The organism is uncultured Sphingomonas sp., assembly GCF_964021865.1.
Taxonomy (GTDB): domain Bacteria; phylum Pseudomonadota; class Alphaproteobacteria; order Sphingomonadales; family Sphingomonadaceae; genus Sphingomonas.
Genome location: NZ_CAXIAM010000024.1, coordinates 26185 through 46088, shown reverse-complemented (window position 1 = coordinate 46088; position 19904 = coordinate 26185). Strand labels below are relative to the sequence as shown.

Annotated in this window: 15 protein-coding genes and 1 pseudogene; 8 read left to right on the top strand and 8 right to left on the bottom strand. The window is 69.5% G+C overall.

Features of this window, described 5'->3' with window-relative positions:
- A pseudogene (locus AADI75_RS08600) lies at positions 1-371 on the bottom strand (tRNA (adenosine(37)-N6)-threonylcarbamoyltransferase complex transferase subunit TsaD); the annotation flags it as partial.
- 178 nt (positions 372-549) lie between these two features.
- Between AADI75_RS08600 and hemC the strand changes: the two are divergent.
- Genes hemC through AADI75_RS08585 form a run of 3 tightly spaced genes read left to right on the top strand, consistent with a single transcriptional unit; the run spans position 550 to position 2991 of the window.
- Entirely contained in the window at positions 550-1443 is an 894-nt protein-coding gene (hemC, locus tag AADI75_RS08595; RefSeq protein WP_341208623.1) for a hydroxymethylbilane synthase, read from the top strand.
- Positions 1440-2087 (top strand): uroporphyrinogen-III synthase, encoded by a 648-nt coding sequence (locus AADI75_RS08590; RefSeq protein ID WP_341208622.1) that lies wholly within the window; start codon positions 1440-1442, stop codon positions 2085-2087. The genes hemC and AADI75_RS08590 overlap by 4 nt, the downstream gene beginning before the upstream one ends.
- A gap of 31 nt (positions 2088-2118) precedes the next feature.
- Positions 2119-2991, top strand: coding sequence for a hypothetical protein (locus AADI75_RS08585; protein WP_341208621.1), 873 nt, complete (start codon positions 2119-2121; stop codon positions 2989-2991).
- Positions 2992-3000: 9 nt separating this feature from the next.
- Here the strand turns inward: AADI75_RS08585 and AADI75_RS08580 are convergent, their stop codons facing one another.
- Positions 3001-4590 carry a lysine--tRNA ligase gene (locus AADI75_RS08580; protein WP_341208620.1) on the bottom strand — a complete coding sequence of 530 codons (1590 nt, stop codon included), beginning with the start codon at positions 4588-4590 and terminating at the stop codon, positions 3001-3003.
- A gap of 51 nt (positions 4591-4641) precedes the next feature.
- On the opposite strand from AADI75_RS08580, the gene AADI75_RS08575 reads away from it, so the two are divergent.
- The gene (locus AADI75_RS08575; RefSeq protein ID WP_341208619.1) at positions 4642-5157 is read left to right on the top strand and encodes a beta-carotene hydroxylase; all 516 of its coding nucleotides are present in this window, start codon (positions 4642-4644) and stop codon (positions 5155-5157) included.
- Positions 5158-5376: 219 nt separating this feature from the next.
- On the opposite strand, the gene AADI75_RS08570 is transcribed toward AADI75_RS08575, so the two are convergent.
- Positions 5377-5538 carry a DUF1674 domain-containing protein gene (locus AADI75_RS08570; protein ID WP_341208618.1) on the bottom strand — a complete coding sequence of 54 codons (162 nt, stop codon included), beginning with the start codon at positions 5536-5538 and terminating at the stop codon, positions 5377-5379.
- A 93-nt stretch (positions 5539-5631) separates the two neighbouring features.
- Between AADI75_RS08570 and AADI75_RS08565 the strand changes: the two genes are divergently transcribed.
- From AADI75_RS08565 to purH, 4 genes are all read left to right on the top strand, one after another.
- Positions 5632-6954 carry an RsmB/NOP family class I SAM-dependent RNA methyltransferase gene (locus AADI75_RS08565; RefSeq protein WP_341208617.1) on the top strand — a complete coding sequence of 441 codons (1323 nt, stop codon included), beginning with the start codon at positions 5632-5634 and terminating at the stop codon, positions 6952-6954.
- Between the two features lie 28 nt (positions 6955-6982).
- Entirely contained in the window at positions 6983-7645 is a 663-nt protein-coding gene (gene rpe / locus AADI75_RS08560) for a ribulose-phosphate 3-epimerase (protein WP_341208616.1), read from the top strand.
- Complete coding sequence (locus AADI75_RS08555) at positions 7642-9363, top strand: heparinase II/III family protein (RefSeq protein ID WP_341208615.1); 1722 nt, start codon at positions 7642-7644, stop codon at positions 9361-9363. Before rpe ends, AADI75_RS08555 begins: the two co-directional genes overlap by 4 nt.
- Before the next feature lie 184 nt (positions 9364-9547).
- Positions 9548-11122 carry a bifunctional phosphoribosylaminoimidazolecarboxamide formyltransferase/IMP cyclohydrolase gene (purH, locus tag AADI75_RS08550; RefSeq protein WP_341208614.1) on the top strand — a complete coding sequence of 525 codons (1575 nt, stop codon included), beginning with the start codon at positions 9548-9550 and terminating at the stop codon, positions 11120-11122.
- Between the two features lie 158 nt (positions 11123-11280).
- Here purH and AADI75_RS08545 read toward each other — a convergent pair whose 3' ends face one another.
- The 5 genes from AADI75_RS08545 to AADI75_RS08525 form a co-directional block, all read right to left on the bottom strand.
- A complete protein-coding gene (locus AADI75_RS08545; protein ID WP_341208613.1) occupies positions 11281-12798 on the bottom strand; it encodes a lipopolysaccharide biosynthesis protein in 1518 nt (505 codons plus the stop codon).
- A 247-nt stretch (positions 12799-13045) separates the two neighbouring features.
- Positions 13046-15814, bottom strand: a complete 2769-nt coding sequence (gene polA, locus AADI75_RS08540; RefSeq protein WP_341208612.1) for a DNA polymerase I — start codon at positions 15812-15814, stop codon at positions 13046-13048.
- Positions 15815-15883: 69 nt separating this feature from the next.
- Positions 15884-17119 (bottom strand): serine hydrolase, encoded by a 1236-nt coding sequence (locus AADI75_RS08535; protein WP_341208611.1) that lies wholly within the window; start codon positions 17117-17119, stop codon positions 15884-15886.
- 19 nt (positions 17120-17138) lie between these two features.
- Positions 17139-18719, bottom strand: coding sequence for an L-aspartate oxidase (nadB, locus tag AADI75_RS08530; RefSeq protein ID WP_341208610.1), 1581 nt, complete (start codon positions 18717-18719; stop codon positions 17139-17141).
- Positions 18720-18882: 163 nt separating this feature from the next.
- Complete coding sequence (locus AADI75_RS08525) at positions 18883-19824, bottom strand: ABC transporter ATP-binding protein (protein ID WP_341208609.1); 942 nt, start codon at positions 19822-19824, stop codon at positions 18883-18885.
- Between the last annotated feature and the right edge of the window lie 80 nt (positions 19825-19904).

The window sequence follows — 19904 nt, the reverse complement described above, 5'->3', positions numbered from 1 at the left end:
GGGTCGGCGAGCCGCGGGCTGAGCGCATGGCCTTCGAGATGGTTGACCGCGATCAACGGCTTGCCCGCGGCATGCGCCAGCGCCTTGCCGGTGACCAGCCCGACCAGCACCCCACCGATCAGCCCCGGCCCGGCGGTGGCGGCGATCGCGTCGACATCCGCGAGCGTCTTGCCCGCATCGGCCAGCGCCGCCTCGACCAAAGGTTGCAGCACCTCGACATGCGCGCGCGCGGCGATTTCCGGCACGACCCCGCCGTAAGGGCGATGCGCGGCCTCCTGCCCGGCGAGGCGGTGCGCCAGTACCTCGCGTTCGCCGGTGACCAGCGCGGCGGCGGTTTCGTCGCAGGAGGATTCGAGCCCGAGGATCAGCATGGCGGCTATCTAGGCCCGGCCCGCCGCCATTGCGAGCGCGACGACACTCCGGTTCGGTTCCACCATCCAGCAAAGAATCAGTCGCCCGCTTACCGTCGCCCCTGCCTGCGCAGGGGCGACGGTGCTTGTGGCACTGCAACGCTTGCAGGCGGCGAGCCGAGCCGCCAAGAGGTGCGCCATGTTCCGGCTCGGTACCCGTGGATCGCCGCTCGCGCTCACCCAGGCAGGCATGGTGCGCGACGCGCTGATGGCGGCGCACGGCTGGGATGATGTCGCGATCGTCACGATCCGCACCACCGGCGACCGCGTGCAGGACCGCGCGCTTGCCGAGATCGGCGGCAAGGCGCTGTGGACCAAGGAGCTGGACCGCGCGCTGCTGGCCGGCGAGGTCGACGCCTGCGTCCATTCGATGAAGGATGTCGAGACGCTGCGCCCCGACGCGATCGCGATCGCCGCGACGCTGCCGCGCGCCGATGTGCGCGACCGGCTGATCGGTGCGGCGTCGATCGCGGCGCTGCCCGACAAGGCGGTGATCGGCACCAGCAGCCCGCGCCGCGCCGCGCAGCTGCGGCGATTGCGGCCCGATGTGTCGGCGGTGCTGTTCCGCGGCAATGTCGATACGCGGCTCGGCAAGCTGGCGGCGGGCGAGGTCGATGCGACCCTGCTCGCAGCGGCGGGACTGGAGCGGCTCGGGCGGCACGACACCGGCGTGGCGATCCCTCTCGATGTGATGCTCCCGGCGCCTGCGCAGGGCGCGGTCGGGGTCGAGACGCTGGCCGAGGGTCCGGCGCGCGCGCTGGTCGCGGCGATCGATGACGCGAAGACGCACCGTGCCGTCGCGGCGGAGCGCGCTTTGCTCGCGGGCTTGCGCGCCGATTGCCATTCACCAGTCGCGGCGCTGGCGGTGGTCGGGGGCGAGACGCTGGTGCTCCGCGCGCAATTGCTGACGCCCGATGGCGTGGAGGCGGTCGAGGGCACGGCCGAGGGCGCCGATCCGGTGCTGCTGGGCGCGCGCCTTGCCGAAGAACTGCTAGAGCGCGCACCGCCGGCGATCCGCGTGCTGTTCGGATGACGCGTGCGCTGGTGCTGCGGCCCGAACCGGGCAACGCACGCACCTGCGCAGCACTGGCAGCGGCGGGGATCGCGCCGGTTGCAGTGCCGCTGTTCGAGGCGGTGCCGCTCGCCTGGTCGCCCCCCGATCCCGTGGCGTATGACGCGTTGCTGCTCACCAGCGCACAGGCGGTGCGGCTGGCGGGCGACGGGCTCGCGCGGCTCGCGGGGCTGCCGGTGATCGCGGTCGGCGGCGCGACGGCCGACGTGGCGCGCGCGGCCGGGCTGGACGTCGCGATCGTCGGGAACGGCGATGCGGCGGCGGCGGTCGCGCGCGCCGGTGCGTTTCCGCGCCTGCTCCATCTTGCCGGGCGCGAGCATGTCGCGCAGCCGGGCGTTGCCACGATCACCGTCTATGCCAGCGAGCCGTTGCCGGTTCCATCGGACGCATTGGCGGCGGCCATCGACGGCGTGGCGATGCTGCACTCCGCACGCGCCGCGGCACGATTCGCGCTGCTGACCAACGACCTTCCGCGCGGCCGCGTCCGCATCGCGGCGCTCAGCCCGGCGATCGCCGCCGCGGCGGGTTCGGGCTGGGCATGCGTGATCGTTGCCGGACAGCCGAACGATCGCGCGCTGATCGATGCGATCGCCGCACCTGATTGACCGGCGCGCCGGGCGCGGAGATAAGCGTCGGATGAGCGATCCCCTTGGCACGACGCGAACCCCTGCGCGATCGCGGATCGGCCCCGCGCTGGCGATTGCGATCCTCGCCTTTCTGATCGGGCTGGGCCTGATGGCCTATGCGGTGCGCAACACGCCGGGCTTCTTTGCGCGCGGGGGATCGAGCTCCCCCGCCGCCAAGCCGACCGCAGCGCTAGCGCCTGCGGCGCCCGCAGCGGATACCGCAACCTTGGCGCTGCGCGAGGCGACATTGGCGGCGCAGCTCGCCAATCTGGAGGCGCGCGCGGCGCGCACCGATGCCGATACCGCCGAAGCGGCGGTCAATGCCGGCAAGGCCGAGGCGATCTTCGTGACGTTCGCGGCGCGGCGTGCGCTCGATCGAGGCGCGGGGCTCGGCTATCTGGAAAATGAGTTGCGCCGCCGGTTCGGCGCGACGCTGCCCGCGCAGGTCGGGACGGTGATCCGCGCCGCGCGGCAGCCGGTCACGCTGGAGGATCTGCGCGAGAGCCTGAACGTCGCCACGCCGATGCTGCTGGCACGGCCGAGCGACTGGTGGAGCGGGATCGGCAGCGAGTTGCGCAATCTGGTCGTCATCCACCGAGCCGATACGCCCTCGCCGCTGCCATCCGATCGGCTGGCGCGTGCGCGGCGACAACTCGACAACGGGAATGTCGAAACCGCGTTGGCGGAGGTCGAGCGGCTGCCCGGCGCGGCGGATGCGGCGAACTGGACCGCGGCCGCGCGACGCTGGATCGACGCACGCGCGGCGCTCGATACGTTGGAGACGGCGGCGATCACCGGTGCCTTCGCCCCGCCGCCGGCGCGGCCGGCAGAGCCGCAGCCGGCTCCGTCGCCATCTGCACCGGCGGGTGGGAGTTTGTTCTAACGAAGAGTGTTACTTCTTGCCCAAGGCTTCGGCGATCAGCCTCCGCGTGTTCGCGACGCCGTACAGGCGGATGAAGCTGCCCATCCGCGGCCCCTGGCTCGACCCGAGCAACGTTTCGTAGAGCGCCTTGAACCAGTCGCGCAGCTCCGCGAAGCCGCCGGTCTTGCCGATCTCATAGACGATGTTCTGGATGTCCTCGGCACTCGCCTCCTCGGGCAGCGCGGCGAGTTCGGCATCCAGCCGCTCCAGCGCCGCCACCTCCACGCCTTCGGGCGCGCGGCGCTTCAGCGTCGGGGCGACATGGTCGCGGTGATACGCCAGCGCATGGCCGATCAACCGGTCCAGCTCGGGATAGGCGGCGGGGGTCGCGTCGGCGACGTAATTGGCGAGATACGCCCACACCTGCTCGCGCGTCGCGCCCTCGCCCATCACGCCGACGAGGTTGAGCAACAGCCCGAACGTCACCGGCAGCGTCCCCTCCGGCAGCTTGCCGTCATGAACGTGGTGAACGGGGTTGCCGAGCCGCTCCTTGATCGCCTGCCCGGCATAATTGCCGCGGAACTGCCAGTAGTCGTCGACCGCACGCGGGATCACGCCCATGTGGAGCTGCTTGGCCTTCTTCGGCTCGCGATAGATGTAGAAAGCGAGGCTCTCTTCGGGGCCGTAGGTCAGCCATTGCTCGATCGACAGCCCGTTGCCCTTCGACTTGGAGATCTTCTCGCCCTTGTCGTCGAGGAACATCTCGTAATTGAAACCCTCGGGCGGGCGTCCGCCGAGCACGCGCGCGATCTTCGAGGATTGCACGACCGAGTCGATCAGGTCCTTGCCCGCCATCTCGTAATCGACGCCCAGCGCGACCCAGCGCATCGCCCAGTCGACCTTCCATTGCAGCTTGGACAGCCCCCCGAGCGCCGACTGTTCGATACGCTCGCCTTCGTCCTCGAACGCGATCAACCCGCGCTCGGCGTCGATCACCTCGACCGGCACCTGCAACACGATGCCGCTCTTCGGGCTGACCGGCAGCACCGGCGAATAGGTCGCGCGGCGCTCGGCGCGCAGCGTCGGTAGCATCACGTCCATGACGCCCTGCCAGTGGCGCAGCACGCCGCGGATCGCGTCGTCGAAGCGGCCCGAGGTATAATAATCGGTCGAGGACGCGAATTCGTAGTCGAAGCCGTAGCGATCGAGGAAATCGCGCAGCGTCGCATTGTTGTGCGCGGCGAAACTGTCGAACTTGCCGAACGGATCGGGGATGCGCGTCAGCGGCTTGCCGAGATGTTCGCGCAGCATGTCGCCGTTGGGGACGTTCTCGGGCACCTTGCGCAGCCCGTCCATGTCGTCGCTGAACGCGATCAGCCGCGTCGGCTGGTCGCTGAGCGCGTGAAAGGCGTTGCGGACCATCGTGGTGCGCAGCACTTCGTTGAAGGTGCCGATGTGCGGCAGCCCCGACGGACCGTAGCCGGTTTCGAACAGCACCGGCTGTCCGCCCGGTTTCCCATCCGGATAGCGCTTGAGGAGCTTGCGCGCCTCTTCATACGGCCAGGCCTTGGATTCGAGAGCGGCGGTTCGGAGGCTTTCCGGGCTGAGATCGTCGGTCATGATGCGCGCCGACGTAGCGAGACGCGCACGCGATGGCTATATGCACGCGCGATGTCGTTCTGGCCCGCCTTGCTGCTGTTCCTCGCCACCGTCGCGCTGATGGAAGGGTTCGCCTATGTCATGCACCGCTGGGTGATGCACGGGATCGGCTGGTTCCTGCATGAGAGCCATCACCGCCCACGCACCGGCAATTGGGAATTGAATGACCTGTATGCCGCGATCTTCGCGGTGCCGTCGTTTGTGATGATCCTCGGCGGGGTGCAACTCGGCTGGTGGCCGGGGTTCACTTGGATCGGCGCGGGGATCGCCGCCTATGGCGCGATCTATTTCGGGTTCCACGATGTGATCGTGCACAAAAGGCTGCCGACGCGGTATCTGCCGAAGTCGGCGTATATGAAGCGGATCGTGCAGGCGCATCGGCTGCACCATGTGGTCGAGACGCGTGAAGGCAACGTCAGCTTCGGCTTCCTGATCGCGCCCAAACCCGAAGAGCTGAAAGCGGAACTGAAGCGCCGCGGGCGCGCCGGGGTGCGGGCGGCGGTCGGAACGGAGCGCGAGCGGGCCTGACTATTCCGTCATCCCGGACTTGATCCGGGCTCCCGCTTCTTCACGCACGGGCGGAAAAATCGAGGCCCCGGATCAAGTCCGGCACGACGAGTTGAGGGTCGCGCCGACTTCCGAGAGGACGGACGTATCTTAAACCGTTCGCCCTGAGCTTGTCGAAGGGCGTGTCCGGGCACGCGCTTCGACAGGCTCAGCACGAACGGTGGAGACACACGCAAGCGCTCAAAAGTCGACTGCGATGCCCTTCAATTCCCAGTCGCCGAACCGCACCGGATCGCGACCCAGCGGGTCCTCGGCCGGACGCGCCATTGGGCCCGGTGCGGGCACCGGCGGGTTGGGGCTGAGATAGGCGGGAGGCTTCACATGGTCGGGGCGCTTGCCCATCGCTTCGGTCCTTCCGATTGATCCGGCGTGCGCAGCGGCACATATGCAGCGCCATGACCGCCTTCAAGCCGAGCCCGTTGCAGCAGATTCTGCGTGACTGACGCCCGCCCGCCCCGCCGCCCCGCCCGGCCCCGCCCCGCTCGCGCCGATCGCACGCCGGGCGGCCCCGAGCCGCTCGGCACCGCGCCGCGCCGTGCCGCGCTGCGGCTGCTCGATGCCGTATTGCGGCGCGGCGAGCCGCTCGAATCGGCGCTCGCCCATGCCACGCGCGCACTGGTCGGCGGCCCCGACCGCGGGCTGGCCCACGCCATCGCCGCCGAGACGCTGCGCTGGCTCCCCGATCTCGATGCGTTGATCGACTCGGCGACGCGCCAACGCCTGCCCGACGATGCCAAGGCGCGTAGCGCCTTGCGGATCGCGCTGGCGCAGGCACTGGGGCTCGGCACCCCGCCGCACGCCGCGATCGCCACCGTGCTGCCACTGGTCGATGGCGGCCCACGCAAGCTGGTCCACGGCGTGTTCGGCACCTTGATGCGTGGCGACGCCAAACTCCCCGAGGTGCCGACGCTGCCCGCCGCGGTCGCGGAGCGCTGGCGCAGCAATTGGGGTGAAGCGGTCGCCGCGGCCGCCGCGCGTGCGATCGCCGCGCCGCCGCCGATCGACCTCAGCTATGCCGACGCCGCCAAGGTGCTGCCCGACGCGACCTCGCTCGCGCCCGCACATGCGCGCGTCGCCGCCGGCAGCGACGTCACGGCGCTCCCCGGCTATGACGCGGGCGAATGGTGGGTGCAGGACCTCGCCGCCTCGATCCCGGCGCGGCTGATCGGGCGCGGCACCGAAGCCGCATTGGACCTGTGCGCTGCGCCGGGCGGCAAGACGCTCCAGCTCGCCGCCGCCGGGTGGCAGGTGACCGCGATCGAAATGTCGGAAAGTCGCGCCGCGCGACTTCGCGAGAACCGTGAGCGCACCGGGCTGCGCTTCGAGATCGCGATCGCCGACGTGCTCAAATGGTCGCCGGACGCGCCCGCGCAGGCGGTGCTGGTCGACGCGCCGTGCAGCGCGACCGGCATTTTTCGCCGCCACCCCGACGTGCTCCACCGCGCGCACGGCGGGATCGTCGCGGAAATGGCGCTGCTGCAGGCGCGCATTCTCGACCGCGCGGCAGGCTGGGTCGCGCCGGGCGGGACGCTGGTCTACGCCACCTGCTCGCTGGAGCCCGAGGAAGGCGAGGCGCAGATCGAGCGTTTCCTGCGCGAGCATCCCGACTTCGCGATCCGCGCGCCGGCCGAGGGCGAACTGCCCGCCGGGATCGCGCCGGAGCCCGAAGGCTGGGTCCGCACGCTGCCGGGAATGCTCGAAACGGTCGGTGGATGCGACGGGTTCTTCGTCGCGCGGGTCGAGCGCGCTTCCGCCTAGGCGCTGCGTCCGCTAACGGGGCGGGATCATGACCAAGCCCGTTCGCATCGCACCTTCGATCCTGTCCGCCGATTTCGCCAGACTGGGAGAGGAGGTGCGCGCGATCGATGCCGCGGGCGCCGACTGGATCCATATCGATGTGATGGACGGGCATTTCGTCCCCAACATCACGATCGGCCCGGCGGTGGTGAAGGCGCTGCGCCCGCACACCGCCAAGCCGTTCGACGTGCATCTGATGATCTCACCGGTCGACGTCTATCTCGACGCCTTCGCCGAGGCGGGCGCGGACACGATCACCGTCCATCCCGAGGCGGGGCCGCACATCCATCGAACGATCCAGCATATCAAGGGGCTGGGCAAGCGCGCCGGCGTGGTGCTGAATCCCGGCACGCCGGCCAAGATGCTCGACTATCTCATCGACATGGTCGACCTGGTGCTGGTGATGAGCGTCAACCCTGGCTTCGGCGGACAGCATTTCATCGACAGCCAGCTCAAGAAGATCAGCGCGATCCGCAGGATGATCGAACAGTCCGGGCGCGATATCGATCTGGAGGTCGATGGCGGCGTCGACGTCGAGACCGCGCGCCGCGCGATCGACGCCGGCGCCGATGCGCTGGTCGCCGGCACCGCCACCTTCCGCGGCGGGCCGGAGCGTTATGCCGACAACATCCGGGCGCTGCGCGGCGGATGACTGACGACCGCACCGGCATCGATCCCGAAAAGCACGTCATCTCCGCCGGGCAGGGCGAGTCGCTCGGCGACCGCATGGCGGCATGGCTCGAACGGCTGACATGGCGCACCCCGCTCCACGACCGGCGGCTCGATGGCCAGCATCCCGCCAAGCTGGTCGCCATGCCCGTCGATCCAATCCCCGGCGAGAGCGATCTGGGCGAGGCGCTGCTCGAAGGCTGGATGTTCGCGGGCGGCGAGCATCATGCGATCGAGACGATCGACGTCGCCGCGCCCGCCGCCGGGCCGGCATTCGTGGAATATCTCCATTCCTTCGCATGGCTGCGCGATGTCGCCGCGCTGGATGACCGCGCGCGCGCGGTGCCGCTGGCCGAGGCGCTGGCGGGCGGCTGGCTGGCGGTGCATGGCGACTGCGTCTCCGATCCGGCATGGCGCCCGGCGACCACCGCGCGGCGGCTGGCGATGTGGGCGTTCCATGCGCCGCTGCTGCTCGCCTCGTCCGATCTCGTCTTCCGCTCGCGCGTGCTCAACGGCGTCGCGCGCGCCGCGCGGCATCTCGATCGCACCGCCGACAAAGCGCCGCCAGGTGCGGAGCGCATCGCGGCCTGGGCGGGGGTGGTGATCGCGGGGCTGCTGTTGCCCGCGGGCGAGACGCGGCTGGCGATCGGCGAGGCCGGCTTGGCACGTGCGCTGGGGACGGGGATGAGCGCGGACGGCGGCGTCGTCAGCCGCTCGCCCGCCGCCTTGCTCGACGTGCTCGCGACGATCGGGCTGCTGCGCGCCACGTACGATGCGCGCGGGCTGCCGTTGCCGGAGCCGGTGATGCAGGCGCTGGCGCTCGCCACCCCTGCGCTGCTCGGCACGACGATGGGCGATGGCGGGCTGTCGAGCTGGCAGGGTGGACTTCCCGTCGATGCCGAGGCGGTCAACGACGTGCTGATCGCCAGCGGCGCGCACGGTCGTCCGCTGCGCCAGTCGCGCGACTGGGGCTATCAGCGGCTCGCCAATGGTGCGGCGGTGCTGATCGTCGACGCCGCGCCGCCGCCTATGGCGCGTGTGGCGGAGGGCGGGTGCGCCTCGACGCTCGCGTTCGAGTTCAGCGACGGGGCCGAACGGCTGATCGTCAATTGCGGCGGTGCGGGCGTCACCGGCGCGCGCCTGTCGCCAGCGATGATGACCGGGCTGCGCAGCACCGCGGCGCATTCGACGCTGACGATCGGCGACACCAATTCGACCGCGATCCTGCCCGACGGCACGCTGGGCAAGGGTGTGCGCGAGGTCGAGCTGACGCGGCAGGAATCGGAGTTGGGCAGCCGGATCGAGGCGCGCCACGACGGCTATGTCCGTCGCCACGGCTTCCACCACCAGCGCACCCTGCTGCTGCTCAGCGACGGACGCGAGCTGCGCGGCGAGGATGCGTTGCTCGCCGCACCGGGCGCGCGCCCGCGCCGCGCCGACGCGATGACGCCGTTCCTGCTGCGCTTCCACCTCGCCGCCGGAGTCGAGGCGGTGGCCACCGCCGACAATCAGGCGGCGATGCTGCGGACGGCGGCGGGCAATTTCTGGCACTTCCGCAGCCGTGGCGAACGGCTGACGATCGAAGACAGCGTGTGGGTCGACGGCTGGGGACGGCTGTTCACGACGCAGCAGATCGTGATCCACGGCCTCGCCCCGCCGACCGGGGTGAACGTCAATTGGGTGCTGAAGCGCGCGCGGTAGGGTTACCTCCGTTCGCCTCGAGTAAGGATCGAGCTTGTCGAGAGCCTGTATCGAGAGGTGGCCCCGCGTGGCGCCCTCTCGACACGCCGTCTCGGCAGGCTCGACGGCTACTCGAAGCGAACGGAAGATAGTGACGTCACGAACCCGCTTGAGCCCCGCCCCCTGCCCGCGTAAGCGCGCGCGCATGACCAGCATCCCGATCCGCCGCGCGCTCCTTTCCGTCTCCGACAAGACCGGGATCGTCGATCTCGCCACTGCGCTTGGCAACAAGGGCGTCGAACTCGTCTCGACCGGCGGGACCGCCAAGGCGCTGCGCGACGCCGGGCTGACCGTACGCGACATCAGCGAGCTGACCGGCTTCCCGGAGATGATGGACGGCCGGGTCAAGACGCTCCACCCCAAGGTGCATGGCGGGTTGCTCGCGGTGCGCGACGACGCCGCGCATGCCGCCTCGATGGAAGAGCATCAGATCGGCGCGATCGACCTTGTGGTCGTGAACCTCTATCCATTCGAGGCGACCGTCGCCAAGGGCGCGGACCGCGACGAGGTAGTCGAGAACATCGACATCGGAGGGCCCAGCATGGTCCGCTCGGCCGCGAAGAACCACGCCTATGTCGCGATCGTCACCGATCCCGCCGATTACGCGCTGGTCGCGGAGGGCTCGACCACGCTGGAGGATCGCAAGCGGCTGGCTGCCAAGGCCTTCGCCACCACCGCCGCGTATGACGGCGCGATCGCGCGCTGGTTCGGCAATGTCGACCAGGGTGAGCGCTTCCCCGCGGTGCTGCCGCTGACGCTGCATCGCGCGGGTGAGGAACTGCGCTATGGCGAGAACCCGCACCAGCACGCCGCCTTCTACGCCGCGACCGGCGACGCGACCCCCGGGATCGGGCAGGCGCGGCAGGTGCAGGGCAAGGCGCTGAGCTACAACAATTACAACGATGCCGATGCCGCGCTGGAGTTGATCGCCGAGTTCCGCGATGCCGAGCCGACCTGCGTGATCGTCAAGCACGCCAACCCCTGCGGCGTGGCGACCGCCGCGACGCTGGCGGAAGCCTATGAGGCCGCGTTCGCGTGCGACACGGTCAGCGCGTTCGGCGGGATCATCGCGGTCAACCGTCCGCTCGACGGCGTGACCGCCAAGGCGATCACCGGCATCTTCACCGAAGTGGTGGTCGCGCCCGACGCCGACGAGGAGGCGCTGGCGCTGTTCGCGGCCAAGAAGAACCTGCGGCTGCTGCTGACCGGCACGCTCCCCGATCCCGCGCGCGACGGGCTGTTCGCCAAGTCGATCGCGGGCGGCTGGCTGGTCCAGTCGCGCGACGCCGGACGTGTGCTCCCCGCCGACCTCAAGGTCGTGACGAAGCGCCAGCCAACCGAGCAGGAGCTCTCCGACTGCCTGTTCGCCTGGACGGTCGCCAAGCACGTCAAGTCGAACGCGATCGTCTATGCCAAGGAGGGCAGCACCGCAGGCGTTGGCGCGGGGCAGATGAACCGGCTGGAGTCGGCGCGGATCGCGGCGTGGAAGGCCAAGGACGCTGCCGACAAGGCCGGCTGGAGCGAGGCGCGCACGACCGGCTCGGCGGTGGCATCGGACGCCTTCTTCCCGTTTGCCGACGGATTGCTGGCGGCGGTCGAGGCCGGCGCGACCGCGGTGATCCAGCCGGGCGGCTCGATCCGCGACGACGAGGTGATCGCTGCCGCCGACGAGGCCGGGCTGGCGATGGTGTTCACCGGCATGCGCCACTTCCGGCATTGATCGACGCGGGTTGGCCGAAGCGCCGTTGCCCCTGCACAGGCAGGGGCCTATTTTCTGTCGATTGATGGTGTGACGCTCGCTCGGCCACGCCGGCTCATGTGTCAGCGGCCCGGCACACGCCACAGACATGGGCCCCTGCCTGCGCAGGGGCGACGGCCCTACCGGATGAACCCGCCCTCGTTGGGTAGGGTCGCTTCTTCCGCACTCGGCATCCTGCTGAACAACGCGCGGTCCTCGGGGCCGAAAGCATAGCGCCAGATCACGAAGAGATACGCCGCCAGCGTCGCCGCTACCCCGAACGACACCTGCGCCCACCGCCATGCGGGCGGCAGCAGCGCGAACGCGCCACCCACCGCCGCCCCCGCGCACGCCGCCCAGACCAGCGGCCAGCGCATCGGCGACACGCTCGCGCCGAGCAGCCGCCCGAGCACCCCCGCCTTGATGAACGAGGTGAGCAGCACCACCAGCATCAGCGCAATCGGCGCGCCCGCCGCCTGCGTCGTGACGCCGTAGCCCGCGACGCGCAGCGCAAGGATCAGCGCGAACGACAGGGCGATCTGCAGCGCGAGCATCGTCATCGAGATCAGCAGGTTGCGGTGCCGCGCCATATAGACCAGCGCCGATTCGGACACCGCGCCGGTCGAGGCGAACACCTCGGCGAACAGCAGGAATACCATCGGCGCCGCGCCGCCGACGAACTGCGGCCCGATCGTCGCCATCACGCCCTCGCGCGGGATCGACGCGGTGATTGCGAGCGCGAGCTGCGCGGCGATGATCCAGAACGCCACCTGCCGCACCTGCCGCGCGATCGCCGCCAGATCGCCGCGCGCCAGGCTCTGCGTCACCACCGGGCCCAGGATCGGGTCGAAGCTGGTCTTGAGCTTCTGCGGCAGGCTCGCGACCTGCTGCGCCATGTAATAGATGCCGACCACGCTCGGCGCGAACAGCGTGCCGAGGATCAGCCGGTCGACGTTGCGGCTGCCCCATTCCAGCGCGTCCGCCCCCGCCAGCGGCGTGTTGGCGCGGGTCATCTGCCACAATTGCCCGACATGCGGCGACCAGCCGTGCGGGACGCCGTAGCTGCGGATCAGCGGCACGATGCTGGCGGTCAGCGCCGCGACCATGCTCGCGACATAGGCGAGCACCAGCCCGTCCTTGTGCGTGAAGAACGAGAAGAGGAACGCGAAGATCGACAGCGTCCACGGCTCGATCACCGCGCGCGCAGTGACGCTGGCCTTCACGTCGTGGCGATAGGCGAGCGCGGCGAGGCTGACGTCGGACAGCGCGGGCGCGAGGATGATGAGCGGGAAGAGCCGGTCGAGCCCGCCGATCGCGGAATTCGGATACATCGCCTGCGGAAAGGTGAACAGCAGGACGCTGGCGATCAGGCTGGCGATCAGCGCGAGCGCCAGCGCGTCGAAAACGACGTGATTGTGCGGTCGTTCGGTCGAGGACAGCGCCTGCGCCAGGCCGCGCTTGAGCCCGAGGGTGGCGATCAGCGCGGCGAACTCGACGACGACGACCGCAATGGCGAAACGACCGACGAGCGCCGCGCCATACATATGGCCGGCGATGAACAGGAACGGGATCCGCGCGCCCAGCCGCAGGACAAAGCCGGCGACGTTGGTCCGCCCGCCCTTCGCGAGCGCGGCGATGTCTTCGGGCTGGTCGGTCATGCCCGCGCCAAACCCACAACCATTCGCTTTAAGCAGGGTTCGAGCGCAGCCGAGAACCCGCCCGTCGAGAAGGCATCGCGGATGGCATCCTCGCAACACGCCGTCTCGGTTGCGCTCGACGGCTGCTCGTGGCGAACGGGAGTGGTTACGGGTTGCGCCGCGGCAAAGCCGCGTCGTCGGACGGGCGTTGCCCGCCGGCCGCGCTTGCTTGAGTCAGCCGGGCGTGGCCGGCTGCCAAGCTGCGCGGTCAATGCGCCGCTCCCCAGCTTGCTCCCACTCCGATCTCCACGCCCAGCGGCACGTCGAGCACCACCGACGGTTCCGCAGCGCCCGCCATGACGCGCTCGATCACCGGGCGCGCGCGCTCGACGTCGCCCTCGGGCAGTTCGAACACCAGTTCGTCGTGCACCTGCAACAACATCCGCACGTCCGGCAGCCCCGCCTCCAGCAGCGCCGGCTCCATCCGCGCCATCGCGCGCTTGATGATATCGGCGCTCGTCCCCTGGATCGGCGCGTTGATCGCGGCGCGCTCCGCCCCCTGCCGCTCGTGCTGCACCTTGCTGCGGATGCGCGGGAAGTGCGTCTTGCGCCCGAACAGCGTCTCGGTGAAGCCGTGCTCGCGCACCTGCGTCAGCGTCTCGGCGATGTAGCGGTTGATGCCGGGGAAGCGCTCGAAATAGCGGTCGATCATCGCCTGCGCCTCGTCCGCGGAGATATCGAGCCGCCCCGCCAGCCCCCAGCGCGAGATGCCGTAGAGGATCGCGAAGTTGATCGTCTTCGCGCTCGCGCGGGTGTCGCGCGTCACCTCGCCGAACAATTCCTGCGCGGTCAGGCTGTGGATGTCGTCGCCGCGCGCGAACGCTTCCTTGAGCTGCGGCACGTCCGCCATATGCGCCGCCAGCCGCAATTCGATCTGCGAATAATCGGCGGCGAGGATCAGGTTGCCGGGCTCCGCGACGAACGCATCGCGGATCTGCCGCCCGGTCTCGGTGCGGATCGGGATGTTCTGCAGGTTGGGGTCGGTCGACGACAGCCGCCCTGTCTGCGCGCCGGTCAGTGAATAGCTGGTGTGGACGCGGCCCGTCCGCGGATGGATCTGCTCCTGCAACGTGTCGGTATAGGTGTTCTTCAGCTTGGTCAGCTGACGCCATTCCAGCACCTTGGTCGCGATCTCCGCGCCCGCCGAATCCTTGTCGGCGGCCAGCCGCTCCAACTCGGTGACGTCGGTCGAATAGACTCCGCTCTTGCCCTTGCGCCCGCCCTTCAGCCCCAGCCGCTCGAACAGCACATCGCCCAATTGCTTGGGGCTGCCGATCGTGAACGGTCCGCCGGCCAGTTCGTGGACGACGCCCTCCAGCTGCGCGATCTGCGTCGAGAACTCGCCCGACAGCTGCGCCAGCCGTTCGCGATCGACCTTGATCCCGCGCCGCTCCATCCGCGCGATCACCGCCACCAGCGGACGGTCGACCATCTGGTAGACGCGCGTCCCGCCCTCGCGCGGCAGCCGCGCGGTGAAGCGCCGCCACAGCCGCAGCGTGACGTCGGCATCTTCGGCGGCGTAGCGCGTCGCGGTCTTCAGATCGATTTCGTGGAAGCCGAGCGCCTTCTTGCCCGTCCCGACCACGTCCTTGTACGCGATGCAGGTGTGCGACAGATGCGTCGCGGCCAGCTCGTCCATGCCATGCCCGTGCAGCCCGGCGTCAAGATCGAAGCTCATCACGATCGTGTCGTCATAGGGCGCGACGTCGATGCCGAGCCGCGCCAGCACGATCAGGTCGTATTTGAGATTGTGCCCGATCTTGAGGACGCCGGGGTCCTCCAGCAGCGGCTTGAGCTTCGCCAGCGCGGCGTCGCGGTCGAGCTGCGGCGGGCGCTCGGCGAACATGTCGCTCCCGCCATGCGACAGCGGGATATAGCAGGCGAGGTTCGGGTGCAGCGCCATCGACACGCCGACCAGCTCGGCGAGCATCGGGTCCTTGGCGGTGGTCTCGGTATCGATCGCGACCCAGCCCTGATGCCGCGCCACCGTGATCCAGCGGTCGAGCGCGTCGTCATCGACCACCGTCTCGTAACCGTCGTGGTTGCACGCCGGCTCCTCGTCGGCGTTGAAGGCGGCATCGGTCACCGCCTCGGCGACCGGCGCATCGGCGACCTCGCCGAGCCGCGTCAGCAGCGAGCGGAAGCCGTGATGGTCGAGGAACGCGCGCAGCGGCGCATCGGGGATGCCGTCGGCGAGCGACAGTTCTTCGAGCGGCTGCGGCAGCGGCACGTCGCACGCCAGTTCGACCAGCTTGCGGCTCATCCGCGCCGCCTCGGCATGTTCGATCAGATTGTCGCGAAGCTTGCCCTTCTTCATCGCGTCGGCGGCGGCGAGCACGCCATCGACGTCGCCATGTTCGAGGATCAACTTCGCCGCGGTCTTCGGTCCAACGCCCGGCACGCCGGGGACATTGTCGACGCTGTCGCCCATCAGCGCCAGCACCTCGCCGAGCTTCTCCGGCCCCACTCCGAACTTGGCCTCGACATCGGCGGGGCCGAGCGTGCGGTTGTTCATCGTGTCGAGCATGTCGACCGACGGATCGGTCATCAGCTGCATCAGATCCTTGTCGGAGCTGACGATCGTCACCTGCCAGCCCTGCGCCAGCGCCGCCTTGGTATAGCTGGCGATCAAATCGTCCGCTTCCCAGCCCTGTTCCTCGATGCACGGCAGCGAGAAGGCGCGCGTCGCGTCGCGGATCATCGGGAATTGCGGGACGAGGTCCTCGGGCGGCGGCGGGCGATGCGCCTTGTACTGGTCGTACAGCTCGTTGCGGAACGTGTGGCTCGACTTGTCGAGGATCACCGCCATATGCGTCGGCCCGTCGGCCTTGTGGAGCTGGTCGGCCAGCTTCCACAGCATCGTCGTATAGCCATAGACCGCGCCTACCGGCTCGCCATGCTTGTTGGTGAGCGGCGGAAGACGATGATAGGCGCGGAAGATATAGCCCGATCCGTCGACGAGATAGAGGTGCGGCATGGCGGCTGCCCTATAACGGATCGGGGTCAGGGGGAACGGTGTTCTACGCCCTCTCCACCGAGGGAAGGACTATTCCGACTCGTCGGCGCCGCCCGCGCGCGGCTGTGCACCGGTCAGCGCGGCGGCGACCTGCTGGATCAGCACCTGGCGCACGCGCATCGGCGCGGTCGTGTCGCCGATCTGCACCGCGATCGCATAGCGCCGCCCGTCCGGCGCGGTCAGCAGCCCGATGTCGTTGAACCCGGCGTTGCGGCTGCCCAGTTCCTGCCCGGTGCCGGTCTTGTGCGCGAGCGTCCAGCCCGCCGGGGTCGCCGCCTTCAACCGCGCACGCCCGGTGTGCGAGTTCGCCATCGTATCCAGCAGCACGCGCGTCGAGGTTTCGCTCAGCAATTCGCCGCGGGCCAGCCGCGCCAGCGCCTCGACGATCGCGGACGGCTGCGCGCCGTCGGGTGGATTGTCGATATAGCGTTGCAGCGCGGCGCGGCGCAGCTCGGGATCGAGCCGCGCGCGCGCCGCCTCGAACCCGCGCCCCAGCGCCATCGACTGGTTCCACGTCACCCCCGCCGTGCCGCTCTGGAGCAGGCGCTCGCCGGGGCCGAAGCGGATGCCGGCGATGTGCTTTTCCGCAAGGAAGCGCCGCACCGCCGCCGGCCCGCCGACATAGGTCAGCAGTCGGTCGTTCGCGGTATTGTCGCTCTGCGTCAGCGCGCGCGTCAGCAACCCGGCGACGGTGGTGCGATACCCCTCGCCCGTCACCAGCCCGGCGATCGGTTGGTGGAACAGCGTCAGATCGTCGCGCGTCACCAGCACCGGATCGTCGAGCTTCAACCGCCCGGCGTCGCGCTGCCCCAGCACGGTCATCGCGACCCACAATTTGCTGACGCTCTGTTGCGGCAGGTAGAGCGACCCGCCCTCCTGGACGATCCAGTCCTCGTCGACCGCCTGGATCGCCGCGCCCGCCTTGCCGGGGAAGCTGCGGATCAGTTGCGTCACGCGCTGCTGCAAGGCGCGCGGCGCGGATTTGGGGCGCGGCGGGGCGGGCGGCGGCACCGCGACCGAGACGATCGGCGGCGGCGGGGCGGCGGGGATCAGCGTCGACCCCGCCCCTGCACCGCAGCCGGCGATCAGCAGCGACCAGCCGATCACCGTCACCCGGTGCGCCAATGTCGTCTTTCCCATGTCCGCCGCCGTCACCCCTGCCTCGTTCGGGGGTGTGCCGGGCGCACCGGCGGGCGCAAAGCCCTGCGACTCACGCTTGCGACGACCGCCCGCTGCGGCGCGACGAGTCGAGTCGGTATCGCTCAACCGGCTGATTCCCTAGGGGTCACGGCACCAGCACGGTATCGATCGGCGGGTCGCGCAGCGCGGGATAGTCGAGCGTGTAATGCAGCCCGCGGCTTTCGTGGCGGTGCAGCGCCGAACGGACGATCAGATCGGCGGTCTGGAGCAGGTTGCGCAGCTCGATCAGATCGGGGGTGACGCGGAAATGGCCGTAATAATCCTCGATCTCGCTGCGGAGCAGGTCGATGCGGTGCCGCGCGCGCTCCAGCCGCTTGGTGGTGCGGACGATCCCGACGTAATTCCACATGAAGCGGCGGATCTCGGTCCAGTTCTGCTTGATGACCACTTCCTCGTCGGAATCGGTCACGCGGCTTTCGTCCCATGCGCGGATCGCGGGCACCACCGGCAACGTGTCCCAGCAATCGGCGATGTGCCGCGCCGCCGCCTCGCCGAACACGAAACATTCGAGCAGCGAGTTCGACGCCAGCCGGTTCGCGCCGTGCAGCCCTGATTGCGTGCACTCGCCCGCCGCATACAGGCCGGGCAGATCGGTGCGCCCGTCGCGATCGACCATGATCCCGCCGCAGGTATAATGCTGCGCCGGCACCACCGGGATCGGCGCGACCGTCATGTCGATCCCCAGCCCCTTCAGCTTCTCGTAGATGTTCGGAAAATGCCCGCGCACGAAATCGGCGGGCATGTGGCTAATGTCGAGATGGACGTAATCCAGCCCGTAGCGCTTGATCTCGGCGTCGATCGCGCGCGCCACCACGTCGCGCGGCGCCAGCTCCAGCCGCTCCGCATCGTAATAGGGCATGAAGCGCTTGCCGGTGGTCGGGTTGATCAGCCGCCCGCCCTCGCCGCGCACCGCCTCGGTGATCAGGAAGTTCTTGACCTCCAGATGGTACAGGCAGGTCGGGTGGAATTGCATGAATTCCATGTTGGCCACTCGGGCTCCCGCCCTCCAGGCCATCGCGATTCCGTCGCCGGTCGCGCCGCGCGGCGCGGTCGAGAACAGATAGGTCCGCCCCGCCCCGCCGGTCGCCAGGATCGTCGCGCGCGCGGTGTGGAGCGCGACGCGGCCGCTGCGCCGGTCGATCGCATAGACGCCCCAGACGTTGCCCGCGCCCGAATAGCGCTCCTCATGCCGGCTGGTGGCGAGGTCGATCGCGACCTGATCGGGGACGAGCGTGATGTTGGGATGCGCTTCGGCGGCGCGCTGCAACGCCTCCTGCACCGCCCAGCCGGTCGCGTCCGCGACATGGACGATGCGGCGATGCGAATGCCCGCCCTCGCGCGTCAGGTGCAGCGCGCCGGCCTCCTCGGCGAACGGCACGCCCAAGGCGCGGAGCCGTTCGATCGCGGCGGGGGCGCGTTCGACGACGAATTCGACGATCGCGCGGTCGTTGAGCCCCGCCCCCGCGACCATCGTGTCCTCGACATGATTCTCGAACGTGTCGCCGGGTTCGAGCACCGCGGCGATCCCGCCCTGCGCCCAGGCGGTCGACCCTTCGTTGAGCGCCCCCTTGGCGAGCACCGTCACCTTGAAACGGTCGGCGAGGTTGAGCGCTGCGGTAAGCCCGGCAGCACCCGAACCGACGATCAGGACGTCGCTGTGCGTCATGCCGCACGCCCGCGAATGTTGCGAATGTTGAGACGCTGGCGGGGTCTGGCGGCGGTCACGGGATACATGACGGTCATGTGGCATAGATCGGGGCGTGAGGGACAGACGTTTGCGTCATCCCTCGCCCGTCTACCCCGCAGCGGCGAGGATGACGGGGACCTGGCTATGCCGCGTTGGCCGCGCGGGTCAGGTTGAGGAACACGTCCTCCAGATCGGCTTCCTTGGTGCTGACGTCGACGATGCCGTAGCCGTCGCGCTGGATCGCGCCCAGCACCTCGCCGGCGTTCACGCGATCCTTGGCATAGGTGATCTCCAGCGTCCGCGTGCCCTTCAACGCGACCTTTTCGAAACAGTCATTGTCGGGCAGCGCAGTCACGTCGCGGTCGACCGTCACCGCGACGATCTTCTCCTGCGCCTTGCCCAGCAGCTCGGCGGTCGGCGAATTGGCGATCACGCGGCCGTGGTTGATGATCGCGATCCGGTCGCACAGCTCCTCGGCCTCCTCGAGATAATGGGTGGTCAGCACGACCGTTACCCCGGCATCGTTGAGGCTGCGGACATAGGTCCACAATTGCTGGCGCAGCTCGATATCGACCCCCGCGGTCGGCTCGTCGAGCACCAGCACCGGCGGCGTATGGACCATCGCCTTGGCGACCATCAGCCGCCGCTTCATGCCGCCCGACAGCGTGCGCGCATAGGCGTTGGCCTTGTCCTCCAGATGCACCGCGCGCAGCAGCTCCATGCTACGGCGCTCCTTCTTGGGTACGCCGTACAGCCCGGCCTGGATCTCCAGCGTCTCGACGGGGGTGAAGAACGGATCGAACAGGATCTCCTGATTGACGATCCCGATCGACGCCTTGGCGTTGCGCGGATGGTCGTCGATGTCGAAGCCCCAGATCGACGCCGCGCCGCTGGTCTTGTTGACCAGCCCGGCGAGGATGTTGATCAGCGTCGACTTGCCCGCGCCGTTCGGGCCGAGCAGCCCGAAGATGCTGCCGCGCGGCACGTCGAACGTCACGCCGTCCAGCGCGCGCTTCGGTGCGCCGCCCTTCACCCCGGCGTAGGTCTTGCACAGGTCGCGGATCGAGATCGCTGCTTCGGTCATGGGGCGGCGATAGGCGCACGGGGCGCGGAAGCCAATAACGTGAGGATTGTTTCGCTGCCCCCGCCTTGCTAATCGCCTGC

Excerpts from the sequence above, each read along its gene's own strand:
- AADI75_RS08525 (WP_341208609.1), bottom strand. The coding sequence starts at position 19,824 with ATGACCGAAGCAGCGATCTCGATCCGCGACCTGTGCAAGACCTACGCC.
- nadB (WP_341208610.1), bottom strand. The coding sequence starts at position 18,719 with ATGACGCACAGCGACGTCCTGATCGTCGGTTCGGGTGCTGCCGGGCTT.
- rpe (WP_341208616.1), top strand. The coding sequence starts at position 6,983 with ATGACCAAGCCCGTTCGCATCGCACCTTCGATCCTGTCCGCCGATTTC.
- hemC (WP_341208623.1), top strand. The coding sequence starts at position 550 with ATGTTCCGGCTCGGTACCCGTGGATCGCCGCTCGCGCTCACCCAGGCA.
- AADI75_RS08570 (WP_341208618.1), bottom strand. The coding sequence starts at position 5,538 with ATGGGCAAGCGCCCCGACCATGTGAAGCCTCCCGCCTATCTCAGCCCC.
- AADI75_RS08545 (WP_341208613.1), bottom strand. The coding sequence starts at position 12,798 with ATGACCGACCAGCCCGAAGACATCGCCGCGCTCGCGAAGGGCGGGCGG.
- AADI75_RS08590 (WP_341208622.1), top strand. The coding sequence starts at position 1,440 with ATGACGCGTGCGCTGGTGCTGCGGCCCGAACCGGGCAACGCACGCACC.
- purH (WP_341208614.1), top strand. The coding sequence starts at position 9,548 with ATGACCAGCATCCCGATCCGCCGCGCGCTCCTTTCCGTCTCCGACAAG.
- AADI75_RS08555 (WP_341208615.1), top strand. The coding sequence starts at position 7,642 with ATGACTGACGACCGCACCGGCATCGATCCCGAAAAGCACGTCATCTCC.
- polA (WP_341208612.1), bottom strand. The coding sequence starts at position 15,814 with ATGCCGCACCTCTATCTCGTCGACGGATCGGGCTATATCTTCCGCGCC.
- AADI75_RS08585 (WP_341208621.1), top strand. The coding sequence starts at position 2,119 with ATGAGCGATCCCCTTGGCACGACGCGAACCCCTGCGCGATCGCGGATC.
- AADI75_RS08580 (WP_341208620.1), bottom strand. The coding sequence starts at position 4,590 with ATGACCGACGATCTCAGCCCGGAAAGCCTCCGAACCGCCGCTCTCGAA.
- AADI75_RS08575 (WP_341208619.1), top strand. The coding sequence starts at position 4,642 with ATGTCGTTCTGGCCCGCCTTGCTGCTGTTCCTCGCCACCGTCGCGCTG.